This window comes from Microtetraspora sp. NBRC 16547 (assembly GCF_030268965.1).
GTDB lineage: Bacteria > Actinomycetota > Actinomycetes > Streptosporangiales > Streptosporangiaceae > Microtetraspora.
This window is the reverse complement of record NZ_BSSE01000002.1, coordinates 80,832-106,709: the sequence shown is the minus strand read 5'-3', so window position 1 is coordinate 106,709 and position 25,878 is coordinate 80,832. Positions and strand designations below refer to the sequence as shown.

The following is a 25,878-nucleotide window of genomic DNA, read 5'->3' as shown; positions in this document are numbered from 1 at the left end:
CGATATGTCAGCACCGGGCCTGAACGATCAGCGAAATGTCAGCGCCGTCCTCCAGAGTGGAGCCGACACCGAAGAGAAGAGAGATCATGACATACGCGATTCAGGCCGAGGGACTGGCCAAGCGCTATGGCGAGACCAGGGCCCTCGACGGGGTGGATCTCGAGGTGCCGCGCGGCCGGCTGCTCGGCGTCCTGGGGCCGAACGGCGCGGGAAAGACCACGGCGGTGCGCGTCCTCGCCACACTGCTCCGGCCCGACGCGGGCCGCGCCGAGGTGGCGGGGTTCGACGTCGTCAGGCAGGCCCACCAGGTGCGGTCGCTGATCGGCCTGACCGGGCAGTACGCCGCGGTCGACGAGACGCTGACCGGCGTGGAGAACCTCGTGATGATCGGCCGCCTGCTCGACATGCCGCGGGCCGAGGCCAGGCGGCGCGCCGCCGAGCTGCTCGACCGGTTCAACCTGACCGAGGCGGGCGGCCGGGCCGCGAAGACGTACTCGGGCGGCATGCGCCGCCGGCTGGACCTCGCCGCGAGCCTGGTGGGCCGTCCCCAGCTGCTGTTCCTGGACGAGCCCACGACCGGCCTCGACCCGCGCAGCCGGGCGGACCTGTGGGCGGTCGTGCGCGGCCTGCGGAACGACGGCGTGACGGTTCTGCTCATCCTCGGCCTCGGCATGGTCCTCGGGTTCCGGGTCCACACCGGCGTGCTCGGCGTCGTGGGCGCGCTGGCGCTGCTGCTCGCGTTCGCCCTGGCCATGTCCTGGGCGGCGGTGCTCATCGGGCTGACCGCGGAGAACCAGGAGAAGGTGCAGATCATGGCGTTCTCCCTGATGATGCCGATCACCTTCACCAGCAACGCCTTCGTGCCGACCGACACCATGCCGAGCTGGCTGCAGAAGTGGGTGGAGATCAACCCCGTCACGCACCTGGCCGACGCGGTCCGCGGGCTCCTCAGCGGCGGCCCGGTCGCCTCCAGCGCGACCGTGTCCCTGCTCTGGGCGGCCGGTCTCGCGGCGGTGTTCGCCCCGCTGTCCATCCGCGCCTTCCGCAACCGCACCTGAGAAGCACCCGGCCGCAGTGCCCGGGAGACGTCCGGCGGGAAACCGGTCCCGGAACCCATGGGGAAAGAGCCGATGATCGGCATACCCGCCTCCGGCCGAGTCTCAGCCGGAGGCGGCGGCGACCATCTCCGCGAACGGCATCGCCCGGCCGCGCTCGTACGCCCGCGAGAACTCCTCGGGGCCGAGCGCGGCCTGCGCGTTCGCGGTGATGCGCGCGTGGTCGAAGGCGGCCACCTCCTCCATGCCGCGCATCGCGGCGGCGGCTCCGAGGAGGCGGGCGGCCAGCTCCGGTTCGCCGTCGAGCACCGCCAGCCCGGCCCGGGCGATCAGGACATGTCCGATGATCGGTCCGTCCTCCGAGGCGACGGCGGCCTCCAGGGCCTCGGCGTTCATGCGCCGGGAGCGGACCGCGTCGCCCTCCTGTTCGGCGAGCAGGCCGAGCGCGGCGCTCACGATCGCGCGGAACTGGGGTGGGTAGGCCCCCGGGCCGTCGATCAACCGGACGGCCTCCGCGTAGTTCCTCCGGGCGAGCTCCAGGTCACCGTCCTCCCTGGCGAACTCGCCCCTGACGACATGCACGCCCGCCACGCCGACCGGGTCGTCGCCCTCGGTGCAGATGCGCTCCGCCTCGCCGAGCACCGCGAGCGCCCCCGCGCGGTCGCCGGCCGCGTTGAGGGCCTGCGCCAGCCGGCTCCGCATGTACGGAGTGTCGTCGGAGGCGTCGATCTCCTCCGCGAACGCGATGGCCTCACGCATGACCGGAATCGCGGCGGCGTTGTTCCCGCGCATGGCGCTGACCTCCGCCAGCGCGGCCAGCGAGTTGGCGATGCCCCACCGGTCCCCCGTCACGCGGAAGCCGTCCAGCGCGGCCAGCGTGTCGGCCTCCCCATTGGCGACCCTGCCGCTGTTGAAGTGCAGGTTGCCGCGGAACAGGTGCGCTGAGGCGACGACCCACGGATCCGCGTCGGCGAACAGTTCGGCCAGGAGCTCGTCCATGGTGTCGGCCTGGCGGAGGAAGAGGCTCAGCACCGGCCGCGCGAGCGCGACGATCGGGTGCCGCGGACCCGGCACGAGGAACCCGGCCAGCGTGCCGACCTCTTCGAGCGCCTCTCGTGCCCGTTCCACGTCGGCGGACCCGCCCAAGGCGGTCATGCCGTAGACCGCGAAGAGGAGGGCCCGCTTGGCCGGGTCGGTGTCCTCGGGGACGATCCGGATCACCTCGACGGCCCGCGCCTCGCCCTCCGCGCGACGGCCGGCCAGCCACCAGTACCAGCCCAGCGCGCCGACCAGCCGGATCGCCAGGTCCGCGTGCCCGCCGTCGACCGCCCAGCGCAGCGCGGCTGACAGGTTGTCCTGCTCGGCCGACAGCCGCTCCAGCCACTCGACCTGGTCCCGGCCGCGCAGCCGGGCGTCGGCGGTCTCCGCCAGGTCGGTGAAGAACGTGGCGTGCGCCAGCCGTACGCGCTGCTCCTCGCCCGACTCGGCGAGCCGTTCGGCGGCGTACGCCCTGATCGTCTCCAGCATGAGGTAGCGGCCGTCGTCGTAGACGACGAGGGACTTGTCCACCAGGTGGCCGAGCAGATCGACGGCCCAGCCCGACATGCCCGTGGCCGCGCAGACCCGCTCGGCACCCTCCAGCGTCGCCCCGCCGGCGAACACCGACAGTCGCGCGGCGAGGCGCCGCTCGTCGTCGTCCAGCAACTCCCAGCTCCACTCCACCACGGCGCGGAGCGTCTGGTGCCTCGGCAGTGCGGTACGGCTCCCGCTGGTGAGCAGGCGGAACCGGTCGTCGAGCCGGTCGGCGATCTGCATGGCCGAGAGGGTCCGCAGCCGGGCGGCGGCCAGCTCGATCGCCAGGGGCATGCCGTCGAGCTCGCGGCAGATGCGCTCGACGGCGGGGCGCTCGCCGTCCACCGCGTAGCCGGACCGCGCGGCGGCGGCACGGTCGGCGAACAGCCGTACGGCGTGGTCGAGGCCGAGCGGGCGGACCGGCCACAGCATCTCGCCGGTGATGCCCAGCGGCTCGCGGCTGGTGGCGAGGACGCGGACGTCCGGGCAGTCGGCCAGCAGCCGGTCCACCAGGACCGCGGCGGGCTCGATCAGGTGCTCGCAGTTGTCCAGGACGATCAGCATGCGGCGGCCCGCGAGGAGGCCGGTCAGCCGCTCCACGGGATCTGTCTCGGCGTGCGGCGCCGTGCCCGGGCGCCTGGTCATCAGGCTCGCGTCCCGGAGACCGAGCGAGGTGAGCATGGTCTGCGCGATCTCCGCCGGGTCGCGCAGCGACGCGAGCTCGACCAGCCACGCGCCGTCCGGCACGCGGGCGGAGAGGACCTCGGCGGTCTCGACGGCGAGCCTCGTCTTGCCGGCCCCACCGGATCCGAGGAGGGTCACCAGCCGGTGGGTGTCCAGCAGGTCGCCCGCGCGTTCGACATCCGTCTCGCGCCCGACGAAGCTCGTCAGCCGGGCTCGCAGGTTGCCCTTGCGCGCGCCGGGCACGGGCCCAGGCGCGGACAGGGACGGGGACTGGGACGGGGACGGGGACGGGGACTCGGGCGACGGCCTCTCGGAGGAGGCGGGCGCGGTGGCACCGTCGAACGGGAGCGGGCCACGGCGGAGCATGGCGAGGTGCAACTCGGCGAGCCGGGGCGACGGATCGGCCCCAAGCAGGTCGGCGAAGGCGGAACGTGCCTCCTCGTAGGCGGCGAGCGCCTCGACCTGCCGCCCGGAGGAGTAGAGGGCGCGCATGAACTGGCCGCGCAGCCGCTCGCGTAGCGGGTGGTCCGCGATCAGGGCGCGGAGCTCCGGCAGCACCTCGGCGTGCCGTTCGAGCATGAGGTCGGCGTCGATCCGGTCCTCGGTCGCGGCGATCCGCAGGTCCTCCAGCCGGGCGACCTCGGGAGCGCCGTCCGGCAGATCGGGAAGCGCGGGTCCGCGCCAGAGAGCGAGGGCGTCCCGCAGGGTGCGCGCGGCGCCTGCGGCGTCCCGCTCGGCCAGCGCCCGACCGCCGTCCCGGCAGAGCCGGGTGAACAGGTGGACGTCCACCAGATCGGGCGAGACGGCCAATCGGTATCCGGACGGGTGGGCGACCACCACCTCGCGGTCGATCGCGGCGCGGAGCCGGGAGACCAGGGCCTGGAGCGCGTTTCCGACCCCGCTCGGCGGGTTGTTCTCCCACACTCCTGCGACGAGGGCGTCGACCGGGACGACACCGCCGGCGCTGAGCAGCAGCGTCGTCAGCAACGCGCGCAGCCGCTGCCCGCCGATCTCGATCTGCCGCCCGTCCTGGCGGACTTCAAGGGGACCGAGGACGGCGAATCGCAGGCCCGCGTCCCGTTCCGTCCCCTCCATGCCTCGATTATCCGGGTACGCGGGAGCCGGCGAGCCATCCGTCTGGAAGCGATCCCAGGCCGCTCCCGGGTACGGCGTGCGCGTCACTCCCGAACCACCCGTGACCACGGCGTCCGTCTCGCTGAGGTATCAGCGATGAGCGTGCGCACCACGCCATGTCGGAACCGTCCACGGAGGCAGCCGGGGGAACGGATCGGCGCGATCCGGTCAGCGCACCGTCCAGATCCGCGTAGCATCATCGGGCATGGGGTCGCCGAACAAGTCAGGACGCGCGCGGCGTGCCGCCGCCATCGTGGCGGTCGCGCTCACCGCATCGGGCTGCGGGATCCTGGGCGGTGGCTCGCCCAGGAACCTCGACGTGATCAGTGTGTCCAGCCCACGCTTCCGCGACGGCGCCCCCCTGCCGCACGGCTACTCCTGCAAGGGAGGGATGGGCAACCCTCCCCTTCGCTGGTCGGGTACGTCGGGCGCCAAGTCGGTGGCCCTGGTCGTCGACGACAACGGCCCTCGAAGCGAAGCGGAGGTGCACTGGGTGGTGTTCAACATCGACCCCAACACCACCGAGCTGGCCGAGAACGGCGTCCCCCGAGGCGCCAGGGAGGGCCAGACGACGACCGGGAAGGTCGGATACGCGCCGCCGTGCTCCACCGGCGGGAACTACCGTTTCACCGTTTACGCCTTGGACGCGAAGCTCGATCTCCAGCAGGGTGCCCCCCTCGCGGAGAGCCTGGCGCTCATCGCTGAGCACACCATCGCCCGCGGGCGTCTCACGGCCTCGAACATCGAGTGACATGCTGAACACCTCAGGTAGCGGTGCTTCGCCAATCTTCGCCAAGAGTGTGACAACGGTCATCGAGGTCGAGCAGAATCGGATCCAATTGCTGAGCGCAGGTGAAAAAAGGGGGCAGATCGCGTCGATGGCCGCGCGATCTCACCGGCGCCGCTGGAAGGCCATGGCCTTGAGGGTGGTGCTATGATCGCGGTCATTTCTGGTCTCGTCGCCGTCGTGCTCTTGGTGCTGGTGGTCGTGACCATGGGCATGCGGTCGATGAACCGCAGGGAGAGCGCGCTCTCTCCCGAGCGGATCAAGGCGATGGCCGAGAACAAGGGCCCCAAGCCCCGCCGCCCGGCTGAAGACACGTTCTTCGAGAGCTTTCCGAAGGATTTCGACGCGTTCGAGGAGCCCACGGACCGGGCCACGGCCAAGCAGCAGCGCGCGGCCGGCCCCCGTCCGGCACCCCGTCCCGGCGGCCGGCAGGCCTCCCGCCCGGCGCAGCGCGGCAGACAGCCCGCCGCGGCTCGTGGCCGGCGCGGCGTGAACGAGTGGGGCGAGCAGGACGACTACGACGACGACTACTGGACCCGCGTCCGCGCCGACGAGGGCGGTTTCGATGGCGCGGCCACGGGACAGCCGGGCGCGCCCCGCCCCGCCGCCTCGCCCGGACCCGACGCTGTCACGCTCCACCCCTCGTCCCCGCAGCACTCCGGCGCCCCCGGCCTGGCCGACCTGGTCGAGCCCCTACGCGCCACCCCCTCCTCGGCGCTCGCCGAGCAGAAGACCATGACCTTCTCCGCCCCGGCCGCCGACGCGCTGAGCGCGCTCGGTGTCCCGGCCCCCGCCTCACGACCCGACCCGCTCCTCGACCGCGGCACCCCGATGTCCACCGGCCCGTTCGCGTCCACTCCGCCGAGCGGCCCCTTCTCCGCCCCACCGCCGGGCGACCCGCTGGGCACCTCACGCGGCAGCGGCTCCTTCGAGGCCGTACGCGGAGCGACGCCGTCGGGCGCCCCGTCCACCGGCCCCTTCGACGGCGTGATCCCGGAGACCGGGATGTTCGAGGCCATCCGCGACACCGACCCCGCGCCGACCGCGGGGCTTTCCACCGGCCCCTTCGCGGACGTGATCCCGGAGACCGGGATGTTCGAGGCCATCCGCGACACCGGCCCCGCACCGACCGCATCCCCCGGCCCCTTCGAAGGCGCCGTCCCCGCCACCGGGATGTTCGAGCGGCCCGCGTCCTACGACATTCCCCCGGTCGATCCGTACGGGCCGACGGGGCGGTTCACCTCCGACACCGGCCCCTCCTACGCGGTTCCCCCGTCGCCGTCCGTGTCTCCGTCCGCGTCTCCGTCTGTGCCCCCGTCCGTGGATGAGCCCGTCTGGGGCCAGGCACCGCAGACGCCGGCCCCGCCCGCCACGCCGTCCTGGCCGGGCGTGCGGGACGTGCTCGACGACCCCGAGCCGCCGCACGGCTACCAGCCCGCCTCCTACGGCGGTTACGACTCGTACTCCCCCGACCAGACGACCTATCCGTCCTCTTCCTCCTCGTCCTCCTACGAGGTGAGCACCGGGTGGGCGACCATCGACGACTCCGACACGGTGACCGGGGCCAGCCCCGCCGCCGGGCTCCCCACCGGCCCCTCTCACGCGATCCCCCCCACCTCCCCCACCTCCCCTGCCACGCCGTACGACCAGGGCGACTATTACGGGCAGGACCAGCAGCAGGGATACCCCGCCACTCCCGAGCCGTCCGCGTGGCCGGAGCAGAAGCCCGCCAGCGGCAGCTGGCCCTCCTACGACGAGATGTACGGCAACACTCCCGAGCCGAGCGGGCGCCGAGGCAGCCACCGCACCCCCGAGAGCGACTATCCCGACTATTACCGCTGACTTTCCACCCACTGGCGTGACCTGCACGTGATCTCTGCCGTAAGGTCACGCCATGACGGAGAGTGTCTATTCGAATACAAATCGTGATTGGCGTTCCGTATTCCGGCACGACGTACCCGCCTCGCTGATGGTCTTCCTCGTCGCGGTCCCCCTCTCCCTCGGGATAGCCGTCGCGTCGGACGCGCCGATCGCCGCCGGACTGGTCGCGGCGGTCGTCGGCGGCGTGGTCGCCTCGCGCTCCGCCGCCTCACCTGGCTCTCGGTGCAGGTACGGCCCGACGCCGGCTGCTGGCGCGTCGTCGTAACCGGGTCGCTCACCTTTCTCGGCGTGCCCCGGCTGACCGAGTCGCTGCGGGCCATCCCCGCGGGGGCGGCGGTCGAGCTCGACCTGCACGTCGACTTCATGGACAACGCCGCCTTCGAGGCGCTGCACGCCTGGCGGCTGGAGCACGAACGGACCGGCGGCACGATCGACATCGACGAATTGCACGAGTGGTACTCGGCCGCCGTGAGCGGCACCCGGATGTTCCCGGCCACGAGCCCGTTCCGGAACGACCGCTGGTGGCTTCCCTGGGCGTACCGGCGCTCCGGAGCTCCGGCCGGCGACCTCTCCCCGGATCCGGTCCTTCCCGTGCCCTCCGCCGAGGCCGACGCCGTACCGGACCTGCTGAAGGGGACGCGGGAGTTCCAGCGGCGGACGGCCCCGCTGGTGCGGCCGCTGCTCACCCGGCTGGCGCGCGGGCAGGCGCCCTCGCATCTGTTCATCACGTGCGCGGACTCACGGATCGTGCCGAACATCATCACCGCGAGCGGGCCCGGTGACCTGTTCACCGTGCGCAACATCGGAAACCTGGTCCCCCGCCACCGCACCGCCCCGCACGACGACTCCGTCATGGCCGCGATCGAGTACGCCGTGGGAGTCCTGGAGGTGGGGACGATCACCGTGTGCGGGCATTCCGGCTGCGGCGCGATGGCGGCGTTGCTGGGCGAGGTCCCGGCGGCGCCTGCGGAGTTCGAGGCCGAGTTCCCGTCCCTGCGGGGCTGGCTCCGCCACGGACGGCACACGATGGCGCGGTTCGCGGCGACGGAGAGCACGGATGACGACGCGGGCCCGCTGGATCGGCTCTGCCGAGTGAACGTGATCCAGCAGCTGGACAACCTGCGTTCCCATCCCCGCGTGGACGCCCTGGTCCGGTTGGGGAAGCTGGAGCTCGCCGGCCTCTACTTCGACATCGGCTCGGCCAGCGTCCACGTGCTGCACCGGGAGCGCTTCACGCCCGTACCGGCGCTGTGCACCGGCTGAGGCCGTGGCCTGGGGGCCACGCCGCGGCTCCCGGCCGGATCGCGCCGTTCACTCTGAGCGCATGTCGTCCGCTCACCGTGAAATGACGGAGACACCCGCCGCGATCGGGCGAAGGATGGCGCCATGAGAATCTTGGTTATCGGCGGTTCCGTGTTCCTCGGACGGGCGATCGTGGCGGAGGCGCTCCGCCAGGGACACGAGGTCACGACGTTCAACCGCGGCAAGAGCGGGCCTGACGCGCCCGGAGTCGAGACGGTGCACGGCGACCGCGAGGTGTCCGCCGACCTGGACCGTCTCGTCGAGGGACGCCACTGGGATCTCGTGATCGACGTGTGCGGCTTCACCCCGCGGGTCGTCCTCGACTCGGTGCGCAGGCTGTCCGGGCACGCCGGGCACTACACGTTCATCTCCAGCATCTCCGCGTTCCCCGGCTTTCCGGCCGTGCCGGGTCTCGACGAGGACTCGCCCCGGCACGAGTGCCCGCCGGACGCGGACCGCGACTTCGGGGACTACGGCGTGCTCAAGGCGGGCTGCGAGCGTGCGGTCGAGGAGTACTTCGACGGGCAGACCCTGATCATCGAGCCGGGCCTCATCCTCGGGCCGTACGAGAACGTCGGGCGGCTGCCGTGGTGGCTCACCCGGATCGCCAAGGGAGGCCGAGTGCTCGCGCCGGGCGACCCGTCACGGCCCATGCAAGTGATCGACGCCCGGGACATCGCGGCCTTCACCGTGGACCAGGCGACCAAGCGCACGACGGGCCGGTTCCTCACCTCGGGCGTGCGAGGGAACACCACGTACGGCGACTGGCTGCGGGACTGCGTCGAGGTCACCGGCTCCGACGCCGAGCTGGTCTGGGTGGATGACGCCGTCCTACAGGAGCACGCTGTCCGGATGTGGACGGAGCTGCCGCTGTGGATGGCGGAGAGCCCCGAGACGGCGGGGACCTGGCTGCCGTCCTCGGCCAAGGCGCTCGCCGCCGGGCTCACCTGCCGTCCCGTCGCCGAGACGGTCCGGGACACCTGGGAGTGGCTGAAGGACATTCCGGAAGACCAGCGCAGCTTCGGGACCTCCATGCTCAGCCACGGCATCGCCCCAGAAAAGGAGGCCCGCATCCTCGCGGCGTGGGACGCCCACTCCTGATCTCCGTACGGCTTGCGCCCATGTTGCGGGCGAACTCCACGGCTTCCGCACCAGAAGGGCATGATCTGCTCCGGGATCCGCTTGCGGGTCAGGTCAGGGCGTTCCGCGCCCGGCGAGCGGGCCCCTAGGCTGGCGGCCATGCGGGATCTCCCTCCGACCTTCGTCGCCCTCGCCGCGCTGCTGGCCGCCGCCCTCGCCGTAGCGCGCGCCACCATCACGAAGCGGCGGGGCCGGGAGCGACCCTCGGCCAGGCCGGGCACCGGCCGAGGCGCCGCCGCGCCACCCCGACGGCCGGGAGCACGCCCCACGACCCGCCGGACCGGCGTACCCGCTCCGGAGCGCCGGTCCGGTCAGCCGTCCGGTGAGCGACGGCCGGGCGGGCAGCGGCCGAGCGGGCTGCCTCCGAGACAGGACGCGGGAGCGGCCGGCGCGGCGCAGCGCCCCGGGGAGATCTGGTGGGCGGACGTGCCGTTCGAGGACGGGCCCGGTTCCAAGATCCGGCCCTGTGTGGTGCTGCGGACGCACCGGGACGGCGCCGACGTCCTGAAGATCACGAGCCAGGACCAGCGCCATCGCAGCGACCACATCGAGATCCCGACGCGTACGTGGGATCACAACGCCGACCACAACAGCTTCCTCGATCTGAGCGATCCGATCCGGGTCGCCACCGCTGCCTTCCAGGACCGCGCCGGCGACCTGGACCCCGCCATCTGGCGGCACGTGTGCTCCCTGCACGGGATCGCCCGCTGACCTCGGCGCGCACCCCACTCCTCGCCGACCCGGCGAGGAGTGGGCACGAGCCCCAGGTGTTGGTGTCAGCGCGCCCGGAGTCCGTCCTGATCTCGCCGTACGAGGAAATCCGCTGGTCAGGTAGGTGCGGGCGGACGAGGAAGACGATTGAGGGGTCCCGCCGCACCCGCCCGGGTGGGCGGGTGCGGCGGAGATGTACGGCGGCCGTCTATGCGATGGAGCCGGTCCAGAGGTTCTTGGCCGCGCTGTAGACACCGTAGAGCTCGCCGTCGAAGTACGGGGAGACGCTGGTGTCGTAGCGCTTGTCGCCGTCGGTGTCGGAGACGCTGATCGTGATGCCGTTGAGGTAGCCGGAGCGGTTGCCATTGCCGTAGTTGAGCAGCCAGGAGGAGCCGAGGGAGCCTTCACCGGTGAATGGGGAGTCGGTGCCGATGAGATCGTCGCCCTTGATGGCCGGAGCCGCGGCGTTGAAGGTCTTGCCGTGGCTCCGTTCGAGGGTTTGGCCTGCGTAGGGCTGGGTTCCGTCCGGGTTTGGGCCGGCTGGGTAGCCGAACACGTCGATGGATGGGTTCGTCGGCTGGTTGTAGGTGAGGCCCTGCCCGCCGATGTTGTCGACCAGCCTCCCGCTGTCGGTCAGCACGCCGGAGGAAGACGGGACGACGCCGTTGTACACGTTCACGAAGGCGTAGTCGCGGTCGGAGTCCCTGTACACGGCGAAGTCGTGATGGGCGAAGGCCTGCTTTCCGACGTAGAGGCCCCACGGGGTGGTTCCCTCGGAGTAGCCGGGAACGAAGACCCACTTGTCGAGCGTGATGCTGTAGCCCTCGGTGTCGTACAGGCAGTGACCGGCAGTGGCCACGACGTTGCGGTAGACCGACTGCACGGCGGTGCCCGTACACCAGTGCGCTTGACCGTCGGCGCCGACGAAGAACACCTTGCCCGAGGTCGTGGGCAGTTTCCCGTTCGGCGAGGACGGGCCCGGCGCCGGCTCGACATAGCCGGGCTTGCCGCGCTGGGCGCCGCTGGGCACCCGTATCACGCGGACCGCGGTGTCCACGGCGTAGGGCGTGGCGTTCTTCAGGTTGGCGGCGCCGTCGGCGAGCCAGAACGCCGCGACCTGCTGAGCAGTCGCCACAGTGGAGGCCAGAGGGGCCGTCACGTCGTCCGCGGCCTGAGCCGGCGCGGAGACGGCAGTGGAGCCCAGCAGACCTAAGCCGGTGCCTAACGCGATCAGTGTGCGCCTCATAATCGATCTTCCCGTCCAGTCATGGGGGCGTGCTTGACGGTCCCCGTCAGCATGCGGAAATCGGCCCGGCTGATCAGCACGGCCGAGCAGAAAGATGATCTTACTGTTTGTGGAATATCTTGTGAAGACGCGGCTCTCACGGACGCGAATCTGCACGCAATGCCGCTCTACGGCGATGAGAACCCCACCGCGCGCAGCACCGAAGACGTACTCCTTTCAGGGACGGGTGCGATCGTCGAGGCGGAGAAAGTTCCCACGTCTCCCGCCCGCGCTGTCGCAGGTGCACGACAGAGGGACTGCCTGCCTGCAAACGGGAGGGTTGCCACGTAGACGGCTCCGGGCCCTGGCCAGATGGTGGATACCGATCGGTGGCGTGTATGGTCTCCACCCTCACATGAGGGGGTTGTGCTGTGCATCCGCTGAAAGTTCGCCGAGCAACTCGTGATGATGTAGCCCTGCTTGCAGAGTTGAACCGCTTTGTGCAAAACGTCCACGCGGCGCACCGACCGGACCTCTTCAAGGAACAGCCGCCGATCGACGAGCTCATTTCGGGGTTCGAAGACCAGCTCAACCGTGAATCCGTAAGGATCTTCATCGCCGAGCTCGCCGAGGGTCAGGCTGTTGGATATGCCATGGCAACACTCCATCAGCGTCTCGCCGGCGCTCTCATGCACGCGGGATCGTTTGTAGTTCTGGAACACGTGGCTGTGGACCCCGATGTGGCCCGTCGCGGGATCGGAACCGCCTTGCTGGATGCTGTTCGCGAGGCAGGCCGAGAGGCGGGGTGTACGCGCTTCATGACAGAGGTCTGGGACTTCAACTCCAGGGCGTTGGCCTTCTTTGAGGCGTCCGGGTTCGCTCCGGCATGGCGCCGTCTTGATCAACCGTTGTGAGCGGGGAGCGCTATGGGCGTCCTGGCGTGAAGCGCACCCCTCCTCCGGACTGATGTCACGTCGGGTAGCCGGAGCACATTGCGGCGCCCCGGCCCCCCCAGAACCGGACGTGCCCGTTTCCGAGCATCCGGCTCAAGCGTCTGCCTCGACCCACCGGGTAGCGGCAGCGGGACGGCGACGGCGCGACAAGTTCGGCCTTGAGATTGCGCCGTTCTCCTCCCTGCTCGCGGTAGCTGCCAGCTCCGGCACTGTCGCCCGAGGCCGCACGACTGGGGGCTGGAGTATTGAAGGGGCTCAGGAGCAGGCGGCCATGAGCTTCTTGGTAGCCGCGTCGACCTCCCTGCTGACGTCGGCCGCCGTGACGGAGTCGACGTCGAGCTGGGAGAACGCGTCGACCATCTCGGACAGGACCGCCTCGAGATCGCCGTCAGCCCGCTCGGAGATCTTCTTGAGTGTGCTGGCGTGGTCCGAGATCGCCTTGTTGATGCCCTTGTGGTCGGAGGCCGCCGCCATCACCTTGGTCATGAAGTCGCCCGACGCGGCGAGCGCCTCCGCGCAGAGCGCCGCGTTGTCCGCACCACCCGCGACACCTCCCGCGCCGCCGTCGGCACCACCACCGGCGACCTCGGTGACGCCGGCTGCCTTGTCGTCTCCGCTCCTGCCGCTGCCGCTGCCGCAGGCCGCTGCGAGTCCGTGTGCCCTGAATGTGCCCTGATCTTGGCCTCGCTGAGAAAGCTGCTGGTCAGAGGGGCGAGGGCGGACGAGTCGGTCTGTAGGCCGGGTTCTTATCGCAGCATTTCCCTGGCCTGCGGCTACTCCTCGAAATCGGGCCTGAGCTGCGATTTCATGTTCCAGCAGTTGCCAAAGGTTCTGGGCATCGCTGGCGCTCCGGCGGAACGGAGACGGAACAGAGTCGATCTGGGCGGTGTGCGCCTGGTCCAAGTTGCGGTGAATGATGAGGGCGTGGTCACCAAGGAACGCGCCGTCGAACTGGTTGAGGCCCTGCTGTCGCGTGAGCGGCAAGAGTCGCCGTGGATGGCACGACTGCCCGAACTCGCTGTCCTTGACGTGGAGGAACATTCTCTCGGCTGGCTGGTCTTCTGGCAGTTGGTGGATTACATCCGCAGCTGTGCACATGAGCAGATGCTGGTGGGCCACGGCCCTTACCTGGTGAACCGGCAGGACGAGAGCATCCACCACATCCCCGTCACCACATACGTACGCGAGGACTGGGAGGAGCTGTACCTCCGACAGGTCAAGGGCATCCGACCTCCCGATCCGCTGGTCGCGACCGTCCGAGAGCTCCTGCGCTCCGAGGGAACGATGGCCGCGATACGCCACCTACGCAAGCAGGCTCCGCAGCCAGGACTGCGGGAGGCAAAGGCCTATGTCATGGCCATACGGGACGGTGCTGAGCCTCCGGAGGAACTCGCGGACCTCACCCAGAAGCAGGAGACATGCCCGCCGCTGTCCATCGAGACGCTGGCCGGACCGACTCGTCAATGGTCCGGCTGAGCGTATAGCGTGCCGGATTGGCCGGCAGGCGTGGAGGTGGGAAGGTGAAACGCAGTCCCGAGGTGCGCCCTATCGGCCCCGGGGCCGGCGTAGCGAGGGCCCGCCTGCCGGTCACGGGTACACCAGGCCCAACCAGAGCATCGTCTTCGGCGAAGATCGCCTGGCGGTTGCCTTTGACAAGCGGAGTTCTTCGCCAGTCTCGCGGCGCCGGCGACGGGCACCCCATTGACAGCGTTGACGCGACGCGCGTTTGCACAGGCCCCCACGCATTTCTCGGGGATCTAGTGGCCCGTCTCTGAACGTTGGCCCGGTATTTGATCTCAGGCGGGTACGGTGAGCAATTGTCAAATCCTGTGGATCACGTGTTGTGGTCCAGCCGATAGGGTCGCCCGATATGCCCGTATTTCCTCCCCGCTGGCGACGGACAGGGATCACCACCGCCGTAGCCCTGGCTGCCATCCTCGGTCTAGGCACTGCCGTCTACCTGTCGGTGCGCACCAAAGGCTCGCCCCAGCAGACGGCGACCGCGTTCCTGATGGCCTGGCAACGCGGCGACCTGCCCGCCATGAAAGCCCAGGTGCTGGAACCGCCCCGAGACTTCGACGGCATCTATGACGCCTTCACCAAGGGCTCCCAGGCCAAGAAGATCACCATCCAGAGGATCCGCGTCCACCCCAAGGACAACCGGAATTTCGGGGAGACCGCCACCTACTACGCCACGTTCTCCGTCACCCTCGACGGCCCGGTCCCCTATACCTATGACGGACACCTGAAGATCATCGATTTTGACCGCGCCTGGAAAGTTCACTGGTCACCGACCGTGATCCACCCCGAGTTGCAGGAGATCGGCTCCAGCGAGGTACGGCAGATCCGAGTCGTACCCCAACGCGACGGCTCCTCCCGGCTGGTCTTCCTGGAAACGCGAGCCAAAGGAGAGCAGGCAGGACGACTCTTCGCCGACGAAGGCCTCAAACTGGCGGCAATCCTGGCCGACTCGGCCCAACCTGGGGTCACCGGTTAGGGCGGCGCTCTGCCGAGCTTGCCGCCGATGATGGGCCGCCCACGTCGCCCGCCAATGTGGCGCCATGTCCACATCCATGAGCAGATGCAGGCAACCAAGCTGGTGCCATTGAAGACCAGGGCTTCGAGGCGGACCGTCCCGGCGGATGACTCGGTGCTCGAACAGATCACAGCTCACATGCAGCATTACGCCCCAGGCGTGAACGAGGTGCTCGTGGCCAATCGCTCCGGCCGGCCCGTGCAGCGGTCGACATTCGGGACGTGTTGGCGTGCAGCTGTCGCCGCGGCAGACCTGCCTAAGGGGACGCGCTTGTTGAGCGACCTGAGGCACTTCTACGCGTCGAGTCTCATCAGGGCGAACTTGAACCCGAAGGTCATTCAAGCGCGCCTGGGGCATGCCACGATCGCCGAGACGATGGACACATACGGCCACCTGTTCCCGGACGATGAAGACCTCGGCAGAGGTGCGGTCGAAGTCATGATCGCTGCGGCACTGGCGGAACAGCACCGGAACAGCGGTACCTGACCCAGACATAAACCCAGGTCAGAGATGCAGGGGCGGACGAGTCGGCCTGTAGGCCGGGTTCAATTTCCGCATGCTCGCTACCTGCACGGATTCGCTCTCGACCGCAAGCGACATGCGAAAACGCTTCCGTTCGTTGTCATCGCTTGCCAGCGTTTTCCGAAGCCATGTGCCCCCAAAGCGCCCCCGGTCCGCCATTCGCGGGGACCATGGATGGATCTGAACTCCGGCCCAAGGAGTCGTGGTCAGACAACCAGACAGGGGCGCACATGAAGATCGTCACGGTGGGTCGGGGCCGAATCGGCGGCGGACTGGCCGAGATCTGGTCGAAGGCCGGGCACGAGGTCATCACGTTGGGCCGTGACGGCGGTGACGGATCGGCGGCCGACGTGGTCCTGGTCGCCGTGCCCGGGCCGGCAATCGCGGCGGCGTTGGCGAACGTGACCGGCATTGCTGGCAAGGTGACCATCGACGCGACCAACGCCTACGGGCAACGCTCCGCCCAGTTCACGTCGCAGGCGCACGAGATCAAGTCCATCATCGGTGGGCCGACCGCCAAGAGCTTCAACACCAACTGGGCGGTGATCTACGACCAGATCGGACAGCAGCGGGTCCGCCCGAGCAACCTATTCGCTGCCGACCCGGACGCTCGGCAGGTCGCCGAGCAACTAATCGTCGACGCCGGCTTTGACCCCGTCTATATCGGGGACTTGGAGCACGCCAGCATGTTGGAGGACCACCTTCCGCTCATCCAAGCCGTCGCCTCCGCCGGGCTCGGACCCTTCTTCTATCGCATGGCCAGCCCCGGACAACTCTGATCAAAGGGATGGGGCAAAACTCCGGGATCATATGCCCAGTTCGGGCGGGGGTGGGGCGGACGAGTCGGCCTGTAGGCCGGGTTCTGATTCCCCATGCCCGTAACCTGCGGCGGAATCAGAGGCATCGCTTCTGAGCTGCCAGGAACGCTGCCGTCAATTGACAGTGTTCGCCGCTGTCTTCCGACGCCATGTGCCCCCGATGTGCCCCCCTGCGCTTCCGCGGCGCGAACGCCTTCTCCGGACGAGCGAGCGCGACCCGTTCCGAAGCCACCGGATTCCGAAACCAATCAGCCACATCTGGACGGCCAGCACCGGAACCGCCAGCAGCGTCCCCTTGGTGAAAGCCTCCTCCATCGTGGGCGAGCCATCACAGTCCAGGCCCTCCCTGTCAAACTAGACAGAGGTAGCAAACAGGTACATAACTCTGTGTCGAGGGTGGGGAAGGAGATATCCCTTCGTGGGAGCACGACAGCCAGACCCGGAGACCCCTGACCCGCAGGTACGTGAGCGGGCAACAGCCCGCCGGTACTCCGCGGCGTACAAGGCCCGGATCCTGCAGGAGTACGAACAGCTCGACAAGGCCGGCAAAGGCGCGCTGCTACGCCGGGAAGGCCTGTACTCCTCGCTGATCTCCAGTTGGAAGACCGCCCGAGACCATGGCGCAGCCGAGGCGCCGGGCAGAAGGACGACGTTCTTCCCGATCGACGTCACCGCGCCTGAGCGAAGCGCGGCCGCCAACGCTTTGCCCGTCAGACCGAGCTCGTCCAGGCGCTCGGCGGTGGGGGCGTGGAAGGGACGCGCGGCGAGGTCGGCGACCAGCTCCGCGACCGCCTTGGCGATCGAGGGAAGCAGTGACCTGGCGGCGGGAAGGATCCGTCCGGCCTCGACCATCAGAGGCGGTGCGAGGAGCGCCTCGGCGAGTCGCCGATCGGGCAGGCCCAGCAGCTGGGCGGCGGCATCCACGGTGATCCCCAGATCGAGCGGGGGTCGTCGCGAGACGTGCTCTGTGAGACGACGTCCCAGCGACGACCAGTGCGAGGGGTCGGTGTACCAGTCGCCGACCACAGGCGAACCGCTGGGCAGGCATCCCATCGCGGTGAGCTCCCCTCCCGTCAGCAGGCCGTGCCAGCGCAGCAGGGTCGCGGAATCGGGCAGGTCCACCTCGTCAAGCGCGGCCGCCCTGGCGGCCGCGGCACCCCGGCGCCGCAGTGAGGCGGGACGGACGTCCAGCACTCGGAGTCCGGCGACGATCTCGTGCCGGCCAGGGTCGCGGAGCAGGCCCCGTCACCCGTCCTGAGCGGCAGAGGGCGGCTGAGGGTGAGCCTGGCGGTGCCGGCGCCTAGGGAGCGGAGCCCGACGGGAACGGCGGCCGACCCGAGATGGAGGACCGCATCCCCTCGATGGTTCATGCCCGAATCCAGCCGTACGTCGATGACCCGAGTCGCCATCCAGGCATCTGGTGTCACCAGCGCCATGCCGCGGGACAGGTCGTCACGGTCGACGCCCCGAAGGTTGACGGCGACGCGGGGGGTCGCGGAGACCCGCTCCACTTTCTCGCCGAGTGTCTGGAGAGCGCGGACCCTGACTCGATGCCCGCCCGTGTTCAGCTCGTCGCCGACGCGGAGAGTTCCCCTGGTCAGCGTTCCGGTGACGACGGTCCCGGCCCCGGTGATGGTGAACACCCGGTCGATCCGCAACCGGACCGCGTCCTCCGTGTCCGCCTCGGGAAGCGCGGCGACGAGCCGGGCCAGTGCGGCCTCCAGCTCAGGGAATCCCTGCCGGGTCCGCCCGCTGACGACGACGCTGTCGATCCCCGCCAGGCCGGTTTTTTCGAGGTGGCCGTGAGCCTGCCTCAGGGCATGCTCCGGATTCGCGAGGTCGGCCCGGGTGATGACCGCGAGGCCGTGCCGTACGCCCAGGGCGTCGAGTGCGGCCAGGTGTTCGGCCGACTGAGCTTGCCAGCCTTCGTCTGCGGCGACGACGATCATCACCGCCGGACACGGCCCCACGCTCCTGGCCCACGGCGATTCCCGCGCTAGGCAGCTCCACCCCTGGTGCGCCCCCGCCACCAACCCTCGCGATCGTCGGCACCGCCTCCGCGCGGCCGCTGAGCCGCCGCGCGAGGCGTTCCGCGCGTTCCCTGAGCTCGCCGGCATCCGATCCACCTCGCGCGGCCCACCTTTCGGCCATCCTCAAACCGGGCTACATACGCACAGCACAACCATAATTCAGATTATGTACGCGCCTTATAACTTCAGGCCAAGGGAATGCCCGAATAGTCCGATTCACAGAACCTTGATCCTCTTGACCTTTACGAAGCGCGCAGTGATCCTTAACCCGATATCAGTCAACCGACCGGACCAACTGAGAAAAAGGACGGTATGAGCTTACGATCGATAGTGACCACGATCTCGCTGGTCATGGTCGCACTGGTGGCGCCCGGTGCGTCCCCCGCGCAAGCCGCTGACTGCTCCGGCTCGCTCATCGAGCACATCGCGATTAAGACATACGGCCATCTGGACGTCTATTACGACTCCGCGACCAAGCGCAACTGCGTGAAAACGGTTTCGTCCAGTTCCACCTGGGGTGTCTCCAAACCCATGGCGGTTTACCTGATCGTCTGTGAGGAAACCAAGCCGGCCAGCTCCTGCCGGCAGCGCGCCATGGACTATGACGACGGCCGGTACCAGTACTACGCGGGACCTCGTTCGCTACCCGGCGGGGGCCGGTGCATCTACGCGATCGGCAGAATCTATTCGTGGGAAGTTTCCACATCTCCCACGGCTTCTCACTGCGGATAATTACCGAGAGGGTCTCTCATCATGACTGCTTTCCGTGCCTACGTTCGCGCTGCCGTGGTGACCGCGCTCGCCGCGGCCCTTGTGACACCTGCCCTACCCGCCAGTGCGGCAACGCCTGAGAGCATCTGCGGGTCTGGCTATCGGATCATCGACCGGATGACGAGCTCACCGTGGGGCACGTACTACCTGCTCTACAACAACAGCAACGGTCACAACTGCGTCGTTGCGATAAAGGACCGAGGGGCGGGCACTGCGACGTTCACCGAGGCACGCATCCAGGTGCAAGGCTCGTCCACCATCTACCGTGACGGCAACCAATACAAGATCTACGCCGGACCGGTGCGGGTGTACGCCAACAACAAGTGCGTCCAGTGGGGTGGCAGGTTCTCCGACTCGGCTGGCCAGACCTTCCAGACGTTGAGCGGCTGGGAGCACTGCGCCTGATCTGCCGGCAAGGGTGGGAGGGTCGCTCCTCCCACCCGGTGGAGCCTTTCGGCGGTCCGGCTCGCAGACCGTTCCACGCCTCGCGCGAGATGTTCCTGGCCTCGTGCCGCCACTCGACGAGATCCGGTTGGTCAGCGGTACACGGCGACGGCGGCCTCGTCGACCAGCGTGTCGACAGAACCCACTAGCTCCTTGACCAGGCCGGATTACTCATTGGCGACCAGGCGGGATTGCTCTGTCAGGGAACGAACAGTGCTCACGAGACGACGGGTCCTGTGGCTCGGAAGACGATGACGTGTGTGGCGTCGGCGGTGTCCGTCTGGAACGCGTAACAGCCGGGCTGCTTCAGGCGGACGTAACTCGGGCGGTCGCGCCAGTCCTTGGCCGACGGGTCGGGCGCAATGACGATCTCGTCGAGTAGGGGCTGGCCGTCCGTGCCGTCGAACTTGACCGGACCGTCGCCGTCCAGCTGCTTCCCCTTGATCACGAGGGGCATCTTCAGACCGGGGTCGGTCAGCCACAACACCTTCTCTCCGCCCCACCCACTGCCCGCGAACAGGGTGCCCGGATCATCGCCGATGTAGGGCAGCGTCGACTCGATGGCCGGTCTCGCCGGGCCGTCGCCCAGAAGGTCGCCGGCCAGCGAGGTGGGATGCGTCATGATCTTGGTGACCGGGCATTCGCCGCCCGGCGGGATCTGGGGAACCTTCAGCGGGCGTGCCAGCAGGTCGGCGGCCGTGGGCTCGACCTCGCTCGACGCGCAGGCGGCGGTGACCGCGATCAGCACAATCGCGGTCACCGCGTTCATCAGTCTCTTCACAGCACCATCCAGACGAATGTGGCCGTCAACGCCGCGGCGGACACAATCCGTGCGCCGCCGAAAAGCACGGCACGGCCGCCGATCGTGAAGTCGCCAATCGAGGACGCGTTACGCCCGATAGGCGCGATCAGATAAGGAACCGCGCGGGCCACAACGAATGCGATGACCACGACGAGACTTACGCCGACCTGGCCAAAGATAACAGGGACGACCAGCGCCACGTGGAAAACCGCATAGGGAGCGTCGGTCAGGAACCCGAAGCCGAGCGAGCGACCCCACCGAATCGCGGCCGTGGCATCGTTGCCGTTGACCAATGTCGTCGGTACCAGCCAGCGCAGCGACATTCTGCGATGTCCGACTCCGCCCAGAATCTCGCTCACCATGAAGGCTCCGACCACAATCGCGGCCACCGCCTGCCGTGCCTCCTGCCGCACTGGCAGCGACCACGAAAGAGCAGCGAGCACGAGGACGACGACCGCCAGCATGCCTGCTCCGCGGACGAGTCCGCGCGCGAAACTACGAGCCCAACCCGGAGGCGACGCATACAGCGTGCCGGCAGCGTTGAGGCCTCAAGAGGTGCCGAAGGAGAGCACTCCGGCTATCGCCGCCAGAACCACTGATACGTACGTCATGAGCAGCCTTCTCAGTAGTGGGTCGTGGACTTGCAGCCGCAGTGCCAGGTGGCACTACACCCGATGGGGCCGTAAATCGAAGAGATGCAGTCACGGCACTTGTGCCGGTTGGGGGACGTCCCCGTGTACCACCAGCCGCTGCTGTACGGGCATAGGCCACAGCCACGGTTGTAGCTGGGGGTGCAGGTGACGAAGCCAGTCGGGCACTCCGAGCTCGCGGCACACCCTCGGCAGTATGCGCCGTGGGGCGGGGAGCACGTGCCGTGCGCGAAGGCGGGGCCCGCGTCGACCCCGACGACGAACCCAGCGATGGCCGCCGCCACCGCACCCGACCTGCCCAGGAACTTACGCCGTCCGATGCGCCGGGTCAGCCGGGCGGCGCCCAGCTGGAATTTCTCATCGCGCGATAATTTCGATGTCATTCAAGGTCTCCTCAGGAAAGTCCACCTGCCGGATCGGAGCCAGCATCTCGATGAGTCGGCCGCGGTTGTTGAGCAGTCCCTTGGCCACGACGATTCCGCGGTCGTCCACGACGAACGCGAATGGGCTCACCTCGACGTCGTAGGCCTGCGCGATGTCCTCGGTCGCGAAGACGGTCGCCCCCTTGAGGTCGAGTTTCTCGACGTACTGCGACAGGTCGGCCACGTCCGAGCCGAAGAGGATGTTCACCACGGGAATGTCGTAACGACGCTCCACGTCCAGGATCTCCGGGTAGATCTGCGCGCATTCGCCACAGGTGGTCGACCCGAAGAACAGCAGCTTCCCCCGCCCGTCGTGCAGGTTCACCGGCTGGCCCGTGCGGATGTCGGGTAGCTCGGTCTTGGGCACTCTGCGGCCGATCGAGATGCCGCTGTCGTTGGCACCGCGCGAGGTCCCCAGAACGAACAGGCCCAGCTGCCGGAAGAGCACCGCTGTCATGATCATGTTAAGGATCGTGAACACGAGACAGACGGCGACAATCACCACGATGGCGATCGGCATTCTCGCGATCTCCTCTCTAAGGTCAGGCGATCAGGATCGAAGATGAGGGAACCCGGCGGCCCACAGCCGATACCTGTCGGCCAGTTCTCGATAACGCTTGATCAGCGGCCGGTAGGCGGGAACGATCACCATGAGGAAGAACAGGATGATCGCGACGGTGGCCAGCACGAAGAGCCGTAGTGCGAATTCCGGATTCACCGCTTCCAGCATCGTGACCGCCGCGGCCGCCGCCGCGAGGGCGAGGTTCGTGGCCGCGAGCCGGAAACTCAGCCGGCCCGGCCGGGAGCGCCCCCTGCAGCCGCAGTCCGCGGGCCCTCTGTGCACCCGAAGCCACAGGACCGCGATTCCCATCGTCGCGTAGAGAGCGGCTACGGCGAAAAGCGCCCAGGCTGCCGGAGCTAGGACGGACCAGGCGCAGAGCAGACCTTGGACGACGGTGAGCGAACGGTCCAGAGAGGTCGGCAGGATGGAGCGGGACTTGGCGTTCCAGGCCCAGTCCCACGCCTTCGCGATCGTGGAGGCCATCAGTGGCGTACACGCCAGTACACCGAGCACGTACTGCATCTGGTCCCTAGACGATGACGAGAGAGGTGGTGAGCTGCACGGTCAGCAGTTCGTTGGAGACCGGTTGCTTCGCGACGGCGTCGACCAGCCTCTGGATGGCGCCGAGGTTCTCGATCCTGCCGACGACCGCGTCCCTCGGCTGGATGCCGCTGACGTCGGCGAGGAACACCGCGAGCTGGAGCTTGGTGGGCACGCTGCCGTCGGGCTGCGAACACACGACGACGTCACCGGCCCGGTAGGAAGCGCTCGGCTGCGGTGGGTAGAGGCTCCGTTCGGGGGATCGCGTCGACTCTGAGGACAGGCCGGTCTTCACGGGCGCACCGGCCCGCGACTTGTCCGACGTCGCCTCCCCGTACGCTCGCAGGCTGTCCGCGAGAGGTGACGAGCCCACTTCGACCTGCAACACGAAACCCGGGGAGTACCGAGTGACGGCGCACACACTAGCCTCCGGGGAGGCCGCGAAGCCGGTTAACGCTTGTTCCTTGCGTATGCGCAACTCGCCAACGGGGTCAGAAGTCATGTGTTGTGAGGTGGGAGAGCTTGTCGAGATTGGTGACGGCGTAAATCTCCGCCATTTGATCTCCTTCTGCGTTGAGGTCGATGACCATGACGGCGAAGGGTGCGTCGCCGGCGAACAGCAGCGCGGACGGGTCGCCGTTGACGGTCCGGTAGCGGACGTCGAGGTTCCGGGGCGCGCGGGAGGCCACACCGGCGAGGAACCGCTGCGTCACCTGTTGCCGGACGTGGGGATCGGCCCGGTAGCGGGGGCGGCGGGCCTGAACGTGTTCGCGGGCGCGGTGGCGAGCGCGGGCGGACGAGTCGGCCTGTAGGCCGGGTTCTGTGGCCGGCTTTCACCGGCCGGCGGCCATCCATCTAGGACCGCCGTTGCCGGCGGCCTCAAGCGGTCTACCCGCGCGGCTCGGGCGGGCAGCCCTCGAACGTCGCGCGCGGGACGCTCCTCGCGAAGCGTCCCTTCTTGACCTTGCTCCAGGTGGGGTTTACCGAGCCGCCCACGTCACCGTGGGCGCTGGTGGTCTCTTACACCACCGTTTCACCCTTACCCCCGCGAAGGGGGCGGTCTGTTTTCTGTGGCACTGTCCCGCGGGTCGCCCCGGGTCGGCGTTACCGACCACCTCGCCCTGTGGAGCCCGGACCTTCCTCGGCGGGGTCCATGCAGAACACGAGACCCCGACGCGGCCGCCCGGCCGGCTCGTCCGCCGTGCGTCCCAGCCTAACGGCCTCCCAAGCACTGTCCAACCTGGCGGCGAGCGCCCGGACGCCGCGGATCGCCGGCATCACACGACGGCGAACGCGCCCTGTGAACGCCCGGTGCTGATCAGCCCAGGTGGGAGGTGTCGTTGAGCGCCCGCACGACGGCGGGGCCGTCGGCGTAGTAGTCGATCACCGAGAGGCAGGCCACATCGAGATGCATCCGGTAGAGGGCCTCCGGCGGCGCCATGAGCGCGAAGCGGAGCAGCAGCTTGATCGGGGTCACGTGCGAGACGACGAGCACGGTCTTGCCCTCGTGCTCGGCGATGATCCGGTCCCTGGCCAGCTCCACCCGCCGTCCCGCGGCGGCGAAGCTCTCGCCACCGGGCGGGGCGGCCGAGGGGTCACTGAGCCAGGCCGCCAGCTCAGCCGCCCAGCTCCGCTGAATCTCGGCGAACGTGTGCCCCTCCCAGGCGCCAAAGTCGGCCTCCCTGAGGTCCTGCTCGATCCGCACCGGCACGCCGGTACGCGAGGCGACCGCCTCAGCCGTCTGCCTGGCCCGCGCCAGCGGGGAGGTGACGATCACGTCGATCGCGTACGGCTCGCGCGAGAGCCGTAGCGCGGCGGCCTCGGCCTGGGCCAGCCCCCTGGGAGTGAGCGAGGGATCTCCCGTTCCAGAGAAGCGCTTCTCCACGGAGAGCGGCGTCTCCCCGTGCCGGAGCAGCAGGAACGACGTGGCAACGCGCGTGGGGCGCGCCATCCAACCGGTGCCCTCTCCTCGCTCCCGCCGGACGGCGGTAGAGGGGGCGGCCGGCGCGGGCGCGGCAAGAGAGGCGGCCGGCTCGGGGACGAGAGCGGGTGCGGTGGGCCCGGGCGCGAGGTCGGAGATCGGCGCGTGCTCACGCGCGGGCGCGGCGGGCCCGGCCGCAGGCGCAGTCCCGGAGGCGGGTGCGGACACGAAGTCGGCGACGCCCGTGGACTCCCACTTCAGGCCCTTGGCCGCGGCGTCCATGGCCTCGTTGGCGAGGCGGTCGGCGTGGCTGTTCTGCTCGCGCGGGATCCACTTCCAGGTGACCTGGAGCCGCCGGGCGAGCGCGCCCGCTTCGAGCGCGAGCGGCCGCAGGCCCTCGTTCTTGATCTTCCAGCGGCCGGCCATCTGCTCGATGACGAGCTTGGAGTCCATCCGCACCTCGGCGGACACCCCCTCGCCGCCGACGGTCAGCAGGGACTCCAGGCCCGCGATGAGGCCGCGGTATTCGGCGACGTTGTTGGTCGCGGTGCCGATCGCCTCGGCGGCCTCGACGAGCACTCGGCCGTCGATGTCCTTGACCACGGCGCCGTATCCCGCGGGGCCGGGATTGCCCCGGGATCCGCCGTCGGCCTCGACGACGAACCTCACAGGCCGGACTCCGCGGTGCGGACCAGGATCCGGCGGCACTCCTCACAGCGCACGACCTCGTCGTGCGCTGCCGCGCGGATGCGGTTGAGGTCGGCGATGGAGAGGCTGGTCCGGCAGCCGAGGCAGCGACCGCCGTGCAGCATGGCGGCGCCGACGCCGGACTGCTCCCGCAGCTTGCCGTACAGCGCCAGCAGGTCGTCGGGGATGTCGGCGGTGATCGCAGGGCGCCGGTCCTGCAGCTCGGCCGCCTCCTTGTCGATCTCCGTGAAGGCCGCGTCGCGCCGGTCCTCGGCGGCCGCCAGCGTCGCGGCCGCCTCCTCGCGCCGGCTCGTGAAGGTCGCGACCTGCGCGTCGGCCGCCTCACGACGCTCCATGATCTCCAGCACGACCTCTTCGAGGTCGCCCTGGCGGCGGTGCAGGGAGGTGAGCTCCGATTGCAGGCTCGCCAGGTCCTTCGGGGAGCTCACCTGACCGGAGTCGAGGCGCTTCTGGTCGCGGTCGACCCGGACGCGGACGGCCTCCACGTCCGCCTCGGCCTTGGACTGCTCTCTGGCGAGGTCACCGGCCTCGGTCTCGGCGGAGATGGCCTGCGTGGCGGCGCGAGCGAGGCTCTTGGACAGCTCATCGATCTCGGCGAGTTCGGGATGGGTGCGGCGGCGGTGCCGCAGCCGGTCGAGACCCGCGTCGAGCTCCGCCAGATCGAGCAGACGCTTCTGTGCTTCGGGTGCGGCCTTCATCGCAGATCCT

Annotated in this window: 28 protein-coding genes and 1 other RNA gene; 15 read left to right on the top strand and 14 right to left on the bottom strand. The window is 69.2% G+C overall.

Annotated features, from left to right (window positions below; all coding sequences use genetic code 11):
- Positions 1–86: 86 nt before the first annotated feature.
- Positions 87–1,058 (top strand): ATP-binding cassette domain-containing protein, encoded by a 972-nt coding sequence (locus QSK17_RS03215; protein ID WP_285702845.1) that lies wholly within the window; start codon positions 87–89, stop codon positions 1,056–1,058.
- 102 nt (positions 1,059–1,160) lie between these two features.
- On the opposite strand, the gene QSK17_RS03210 is transcribed toward QSK17_RS03215, so the two are convergent.
- Positions 1,161–4,406 carry an AfsR/SARP family transcriptional regulator gene (locus QSK17_RS03210; protein WP_285702844.1) on the bottom strand — a complete coding sequence of 1,082 codons (3,246 nt, stop codon included), beginning with the start codon at positions 4,404–4,406 and terminating at the stop codon, positions 1,161–1,163.
- Between the two features lie 244 nt (positions 4,407–4,650).
- Between QSK17_RS03210 and QSK17_RS03205 the strand changes: the two genes are divergently transcribed.
- The 7 genes from QSK17_RS03205 to QSK17_RS03175 all read left to right on the top strand — a co-directional run bounded on the left by QSK17_RS03205 (position 4,651) and on the right by QSK17_RS03175 (position 10,266).
- Positions 4,651–5,196 carry a YbhB/YbcL family Raf kinase inhibitor-like protein gene (locus QSK17_RS03205; RefSeq protein WP_285702843.1) on the top strand — a complete coding sequence of 182 codons (546 nt, stop codon included), beginning with the start codon at positions 4,651–4,653 and terminating at the stop codon, positions 5,194–5,196.
- Between the two features lies 1 nt (position 5,197).
- On the top strand, positions 5,198–5,383 hold the full coding sequence (locus QSK17_RS03200) for a hypothetical protein (protein ID WP_285702842.1): 186 nt from the start codon (positions 5,198–5,200) through the stop codon (positions 5,381–5,383).
- Positions 5,380–7,074 carry a hypothetical protein gene (locus QSK17_RS03195; protein ID WP_285702840.1) on the top strand — a complete coding sequence of 565 codons (1,695 nt, stop codon included), beginning with the start codon at positions 5,380–5,382 and terminating at the stop codon, positions 7,072–7,074. The genes QSK17_RS03200 and QSK17_RS03195 overlap by 4 nt, the downstream gene beginning before the upstream one ends.
- 127 nt (positions 7,075–7,201) lie before the next feature.
- A complete protein-coding gene (locus tag QSK17_RS03190; RefSeq protein WP_285702839.1) occupies positions 7,202–7,378 on the top strand; it encodes a hypothetical protein in 177 nt (58 codons plus the stop codon).
- A 23-nt stretch (positions 7,379–7,401) separates the two neighbouring features.
- Positions 7,402–8,376: a carbonic anhydrase gene (locus tag QSK17_RS03185; protein WP_285702838.1), complete on the top strand. Its 975-nt coding sequence runs from the start codon at positions 7,402–7,404 to the stop codon at positions 8,374–8,376.
- 123 nt (positions 8,377–8,499) lie between these two features.
- Positions 8,500–9,516 carry an NAD-dependent epimerase/dehydratase family protein gene (locus QSK17_RS03180; RefSeq protein WP_285702837.1) on the top strand — a complete coding sequence of 339 codons (1,017 nt, stop codon included), beginning with the start codon at positions 8,500–8,502 and terminating at the stop codon, positions 9,514–9,516.
- 138 nt (positions 9,517–9,654) lie between these two features.
- Complete coding sequence (locus QSK17_RS03175) at positions 9,655–10,266, top strand: type II toxin-antitoxin system PemK/MazF family toxin (RefSeq protein WP_285702836.1); 612 nt, start codon at positions 9,655–9,657, stop codon at positions 10,264–10,266.
- Between the two features lie 208 nt (positions 10,267–10,474).
- Here the strand turns inward: QSK17_RS03175 and QSK17_RS03170 are convergent, their stop codons facing one another.
- A complete protein-coding gene (locus tag QSK17_RS03170; RefSeq protein ID WP_285702835.1) occupies positions 10,475–11,512 on the bottom strand; it encodes a trypsin-like serine peptidase in 1,038 nt (345 codons plus the stop codon).
- A 410-nt stretch (positions 11,513–11,922) separates the two neighbouring features.
- Between QSK17_RS03170 and QSK17_RS03165 the strand changes: the two genes are divergently transcribed.
- Entirely contained in the window at positions 11,923–12,405 is a 483-nt protein-coding gene (locus QSK17_RS03165) for a GNAT family N-acetyltransferase (RefSeq protein ID WP_285702834.1), read from the top strand.
- A 294-nt stretch (positions 12,406–12,699) separates the two neighbouring features.
- On the opposite strand, the gene QSK17_RS36375 is transcribed toward QSK17_RS03165, so the two are convergent.
- Positions 12,700–13,347, bottom strand: coding sequence for a DUF8711 family protein (locus QSK17_RS36375; RefSeq protein WP_502889122.1), 648 nt, complete (start codon positions 13,345–13,347; stop codon positions 12,700–12,702).
- On the opposite strand from QSK17_RS36375, the gene QSK17_RS03155 reads away from it, so the two are divergent.
- The 4 genes from QSK17_RS03155 (at position 13,252) to QSK17_RS03140 (ending at position 16,281) form a co-directional block, all read left to right on the top strand.
- Complete coding sequence (locus QSK17_RS03155; protein ID WP_285702832.1) at positions 13,252–13,920, top strand: YrhB domain-containing protein; 669 nt, start codon at positions 13,252–13,254, stop codon at positions 13,918–13,920. The two genes, QSK17_RS36375 and QSK17_RS03155, sit on opposite strands and share 96 nt — an antisense overlap.
- A 394-nt stretch (positions 13,921–14,314) precedes the next feature.
- Positions 14,315–14,941, top strand: coding sequence for an NTF2-like N-terminal transpeptidase domain-containing protein (locus tag QSK17_RS03150; RefSeq protein WP_285702831.1), 627 nt, complete (start codon positions 14,315–14,317; stop codon positions 14,939–14,941).
- Positions 14,942–15,025: 84 nt separating this feature from the next.
- Positions 15,026–15,466: a tyrosine-type recombinase/integrase gene (locus QSK17_RS03145; protein ID WP_285702829.1), complete on the top strand. Its 441-nt coding sequence runs from the start codon at positions 15,026–15,028 to the stop codon at positions 15,464–15,466.
- 266 nt (positions 15,467–15,732) lie between these two features.
- Complete coding sequence (locus QSK17_RS03140; protein WP_285702828.1) at positions 15,733–16,281, top strand: NADPH-dependent F420 reductase; 549 nt, start codon at positions 15,733–15,735, stop codon at positions 16,279–16,281.
- A 393-nt stretch (positions 16,282–16,674) separates the two neighbouring features.
- Here the strand turns inward: QSK17_RS03140 and QSK17_RS03135 are convergent, their stop codons facing one another.
- Positions 16,675–17,442 carry a hypothetical protein gene (locus QSK17_RS03135; RefSeq protein WP_285702827.1) on the bottom strand — a complete coding sequence of 256 codons (768 nt, stop codon included), beginning with the start codon at positions 17,440–17,442 and terminating at the stop codon, positions 16,675–16,677.
- A complete protein-coding gene (locus tag QSK17_RS03130; protein WP_352231764.1) occupies positions 17,394–18,269 on the bottom strand; it encodes an EF-Tu/IF-2/RF-3 family GTPase in 876 nt (291 codons plus the stop codon). The genes QSK17_RS03135 and QSK17_RS03130 overlap by 49 nt, the downstream gene beginning before the upstream one ends.
- A 411-nt stretch (positions 18,270–18,680) precedes the next feature.
- Here QSK17_RS03130 and QSK17_RS03125 point away from each other — a divergent pair, with 411 nt between their 5' ends.
- Positions 18,681–19,082 (top strand): hypothetical protein, encoded by a 402-nt coding sequence (locus QSK17_RS03125; protein ID WP_285702824.1) that lies wholly within the window; start codon positions 18,681–18,683, stop codon positions 19,080–19,082.
- A 156-nt stretch (positions 19,083–19,238) separates the two neighbouring features.
- On the top strand, positions 19,239–19,526 hold the full coding sequence (locus QSK17_RS03120) for a hypothetical protein (RefSeq protein WP_285702823.1): 288 nt from the start codon (positions 19,239–19,241) through the stop codon (positions 19,524–19,526).
- Positions 19,527–19,782: 256 nt separating this feature from the next.
- On the opposite strand, the gene QSK17_RS03115 is transcribed toward QSK17_RS03120, so the two are convergent.
- The 9 genes from QSK17_RS03115 to QSK17_RS03075 all read right to left on the bottom strand — a co-directional run bounded on the left by QSK17_RS03115 (position 19,783) and on the right by QSK17_RS03075 (position 25,868).
- Positions 19,783–20,346 carry a hypothetical protein gene (locus tag QSK17_RS03115; protein WP_285702822.1) on the bottom strand — a complete coding sequence of 188 codons (564 nt, stop codon included), beginning with the start codon at positions 20,344–20,346 and terminating at the stop codon, positions 19,783–19,785.
- On the bottom strand, positions 20,343–20,831 hold the full coding sequence (locus QSK17_RS03110) for a hypothetical protein (protein WP_285702821.1): 489 nt from the start codon (positions 20,829–20,831) through the stop codon (positions 20,343–20,345). Before QSK17_RS03110 ends, QSK17_RS03115 begins: the two co-directional genes overlap by 4 nt.
- Positions 20,832–21,374: 543 nt before the next feature.
- Positions 21,375–21,959 carry a TlpA family protein disulfide reductase gene (locus tag QSK17_RS03105; protein WP_285702820.1) on the bottom strand — a complete coding sequence of 195 codons (585 nt, stop codon included), beginning with the start codon at positions 21,957–21,959 and terminating at the stop codon, positions 21,375–21,377.
- Positions 21,960–21,989: 30 nt separating this feature from the next.
- Positions 21,990–22,523: a hypothetical protein gene (locus tag QSK17_RS03100; RefSeq protein WP_285702819.1), complete on the bottom strand. Its 534-nt coding sequence runs from the start codon at positions 22,521–22,523 to the stop codon at positions 21,990–21,992.
- A gap of 7 nt (positions 22,524–22,530) precedes the next feature.
- Positions 22,531–22,962, bottom strand: coding sequence for a hypothetical protein (locus tag QSK17_RS03095; RefSeq protein WP_285702818.1), 432 nt, complete (start codon positions 22,960–22,962; stop codon positions 22,531–22,533).
- A gap of 70 nt (positions 22,963–23,032) precedes the next feature.
- On the bottom strand, positions 23,033–23,254 hold the full coding sequence (locus QSK17_RS03090) for a sigma-70 family RNA polymerase sigma factor family protein (protein ID WP_285702817.1): 222 nt from the start codon (positions 23,252–23,254) through the stop codon (positions 23,033–23,035).
- Between the two features lie 80 nt (positions 23,255–23,334).
- An RNA gene (rnpB, locus tag QSK17_RS03085) (RNase P RNA component class A) lies at positions 23,335–23,736 on the bottom strand.
- Between the two features lie 123 nt (positions 23,737–23,859).
- On the bottom strand, positions 23,860–25,131 hold the full coding sequence (locus tag QSK17_RS03080) for a bifunctional RNase H/acid phosphatase (RefSeq protein ID WP_285702816.1): 1,272 nt from the start codon (positions 25,129–25,131) through the stop codon (positions 23,860–23,862).
- A complete protein-coding gene (locus tag QSK17_RS03075; RefSeq protein ID WP_285702815.1) occupies positions 25,128–25,868 on the bottom strand; it encodes a zinc ribbon domain-containing protein in 741 nt (246 codons plus the stop codon). The genes QSK17_RS03080 and QSK17_RS03075 overlap by 4 nt, the downstream gene beginning before the upstream one ends.
- Positions 25,869–25,878 lie beyond the last annotated feature (10 nt).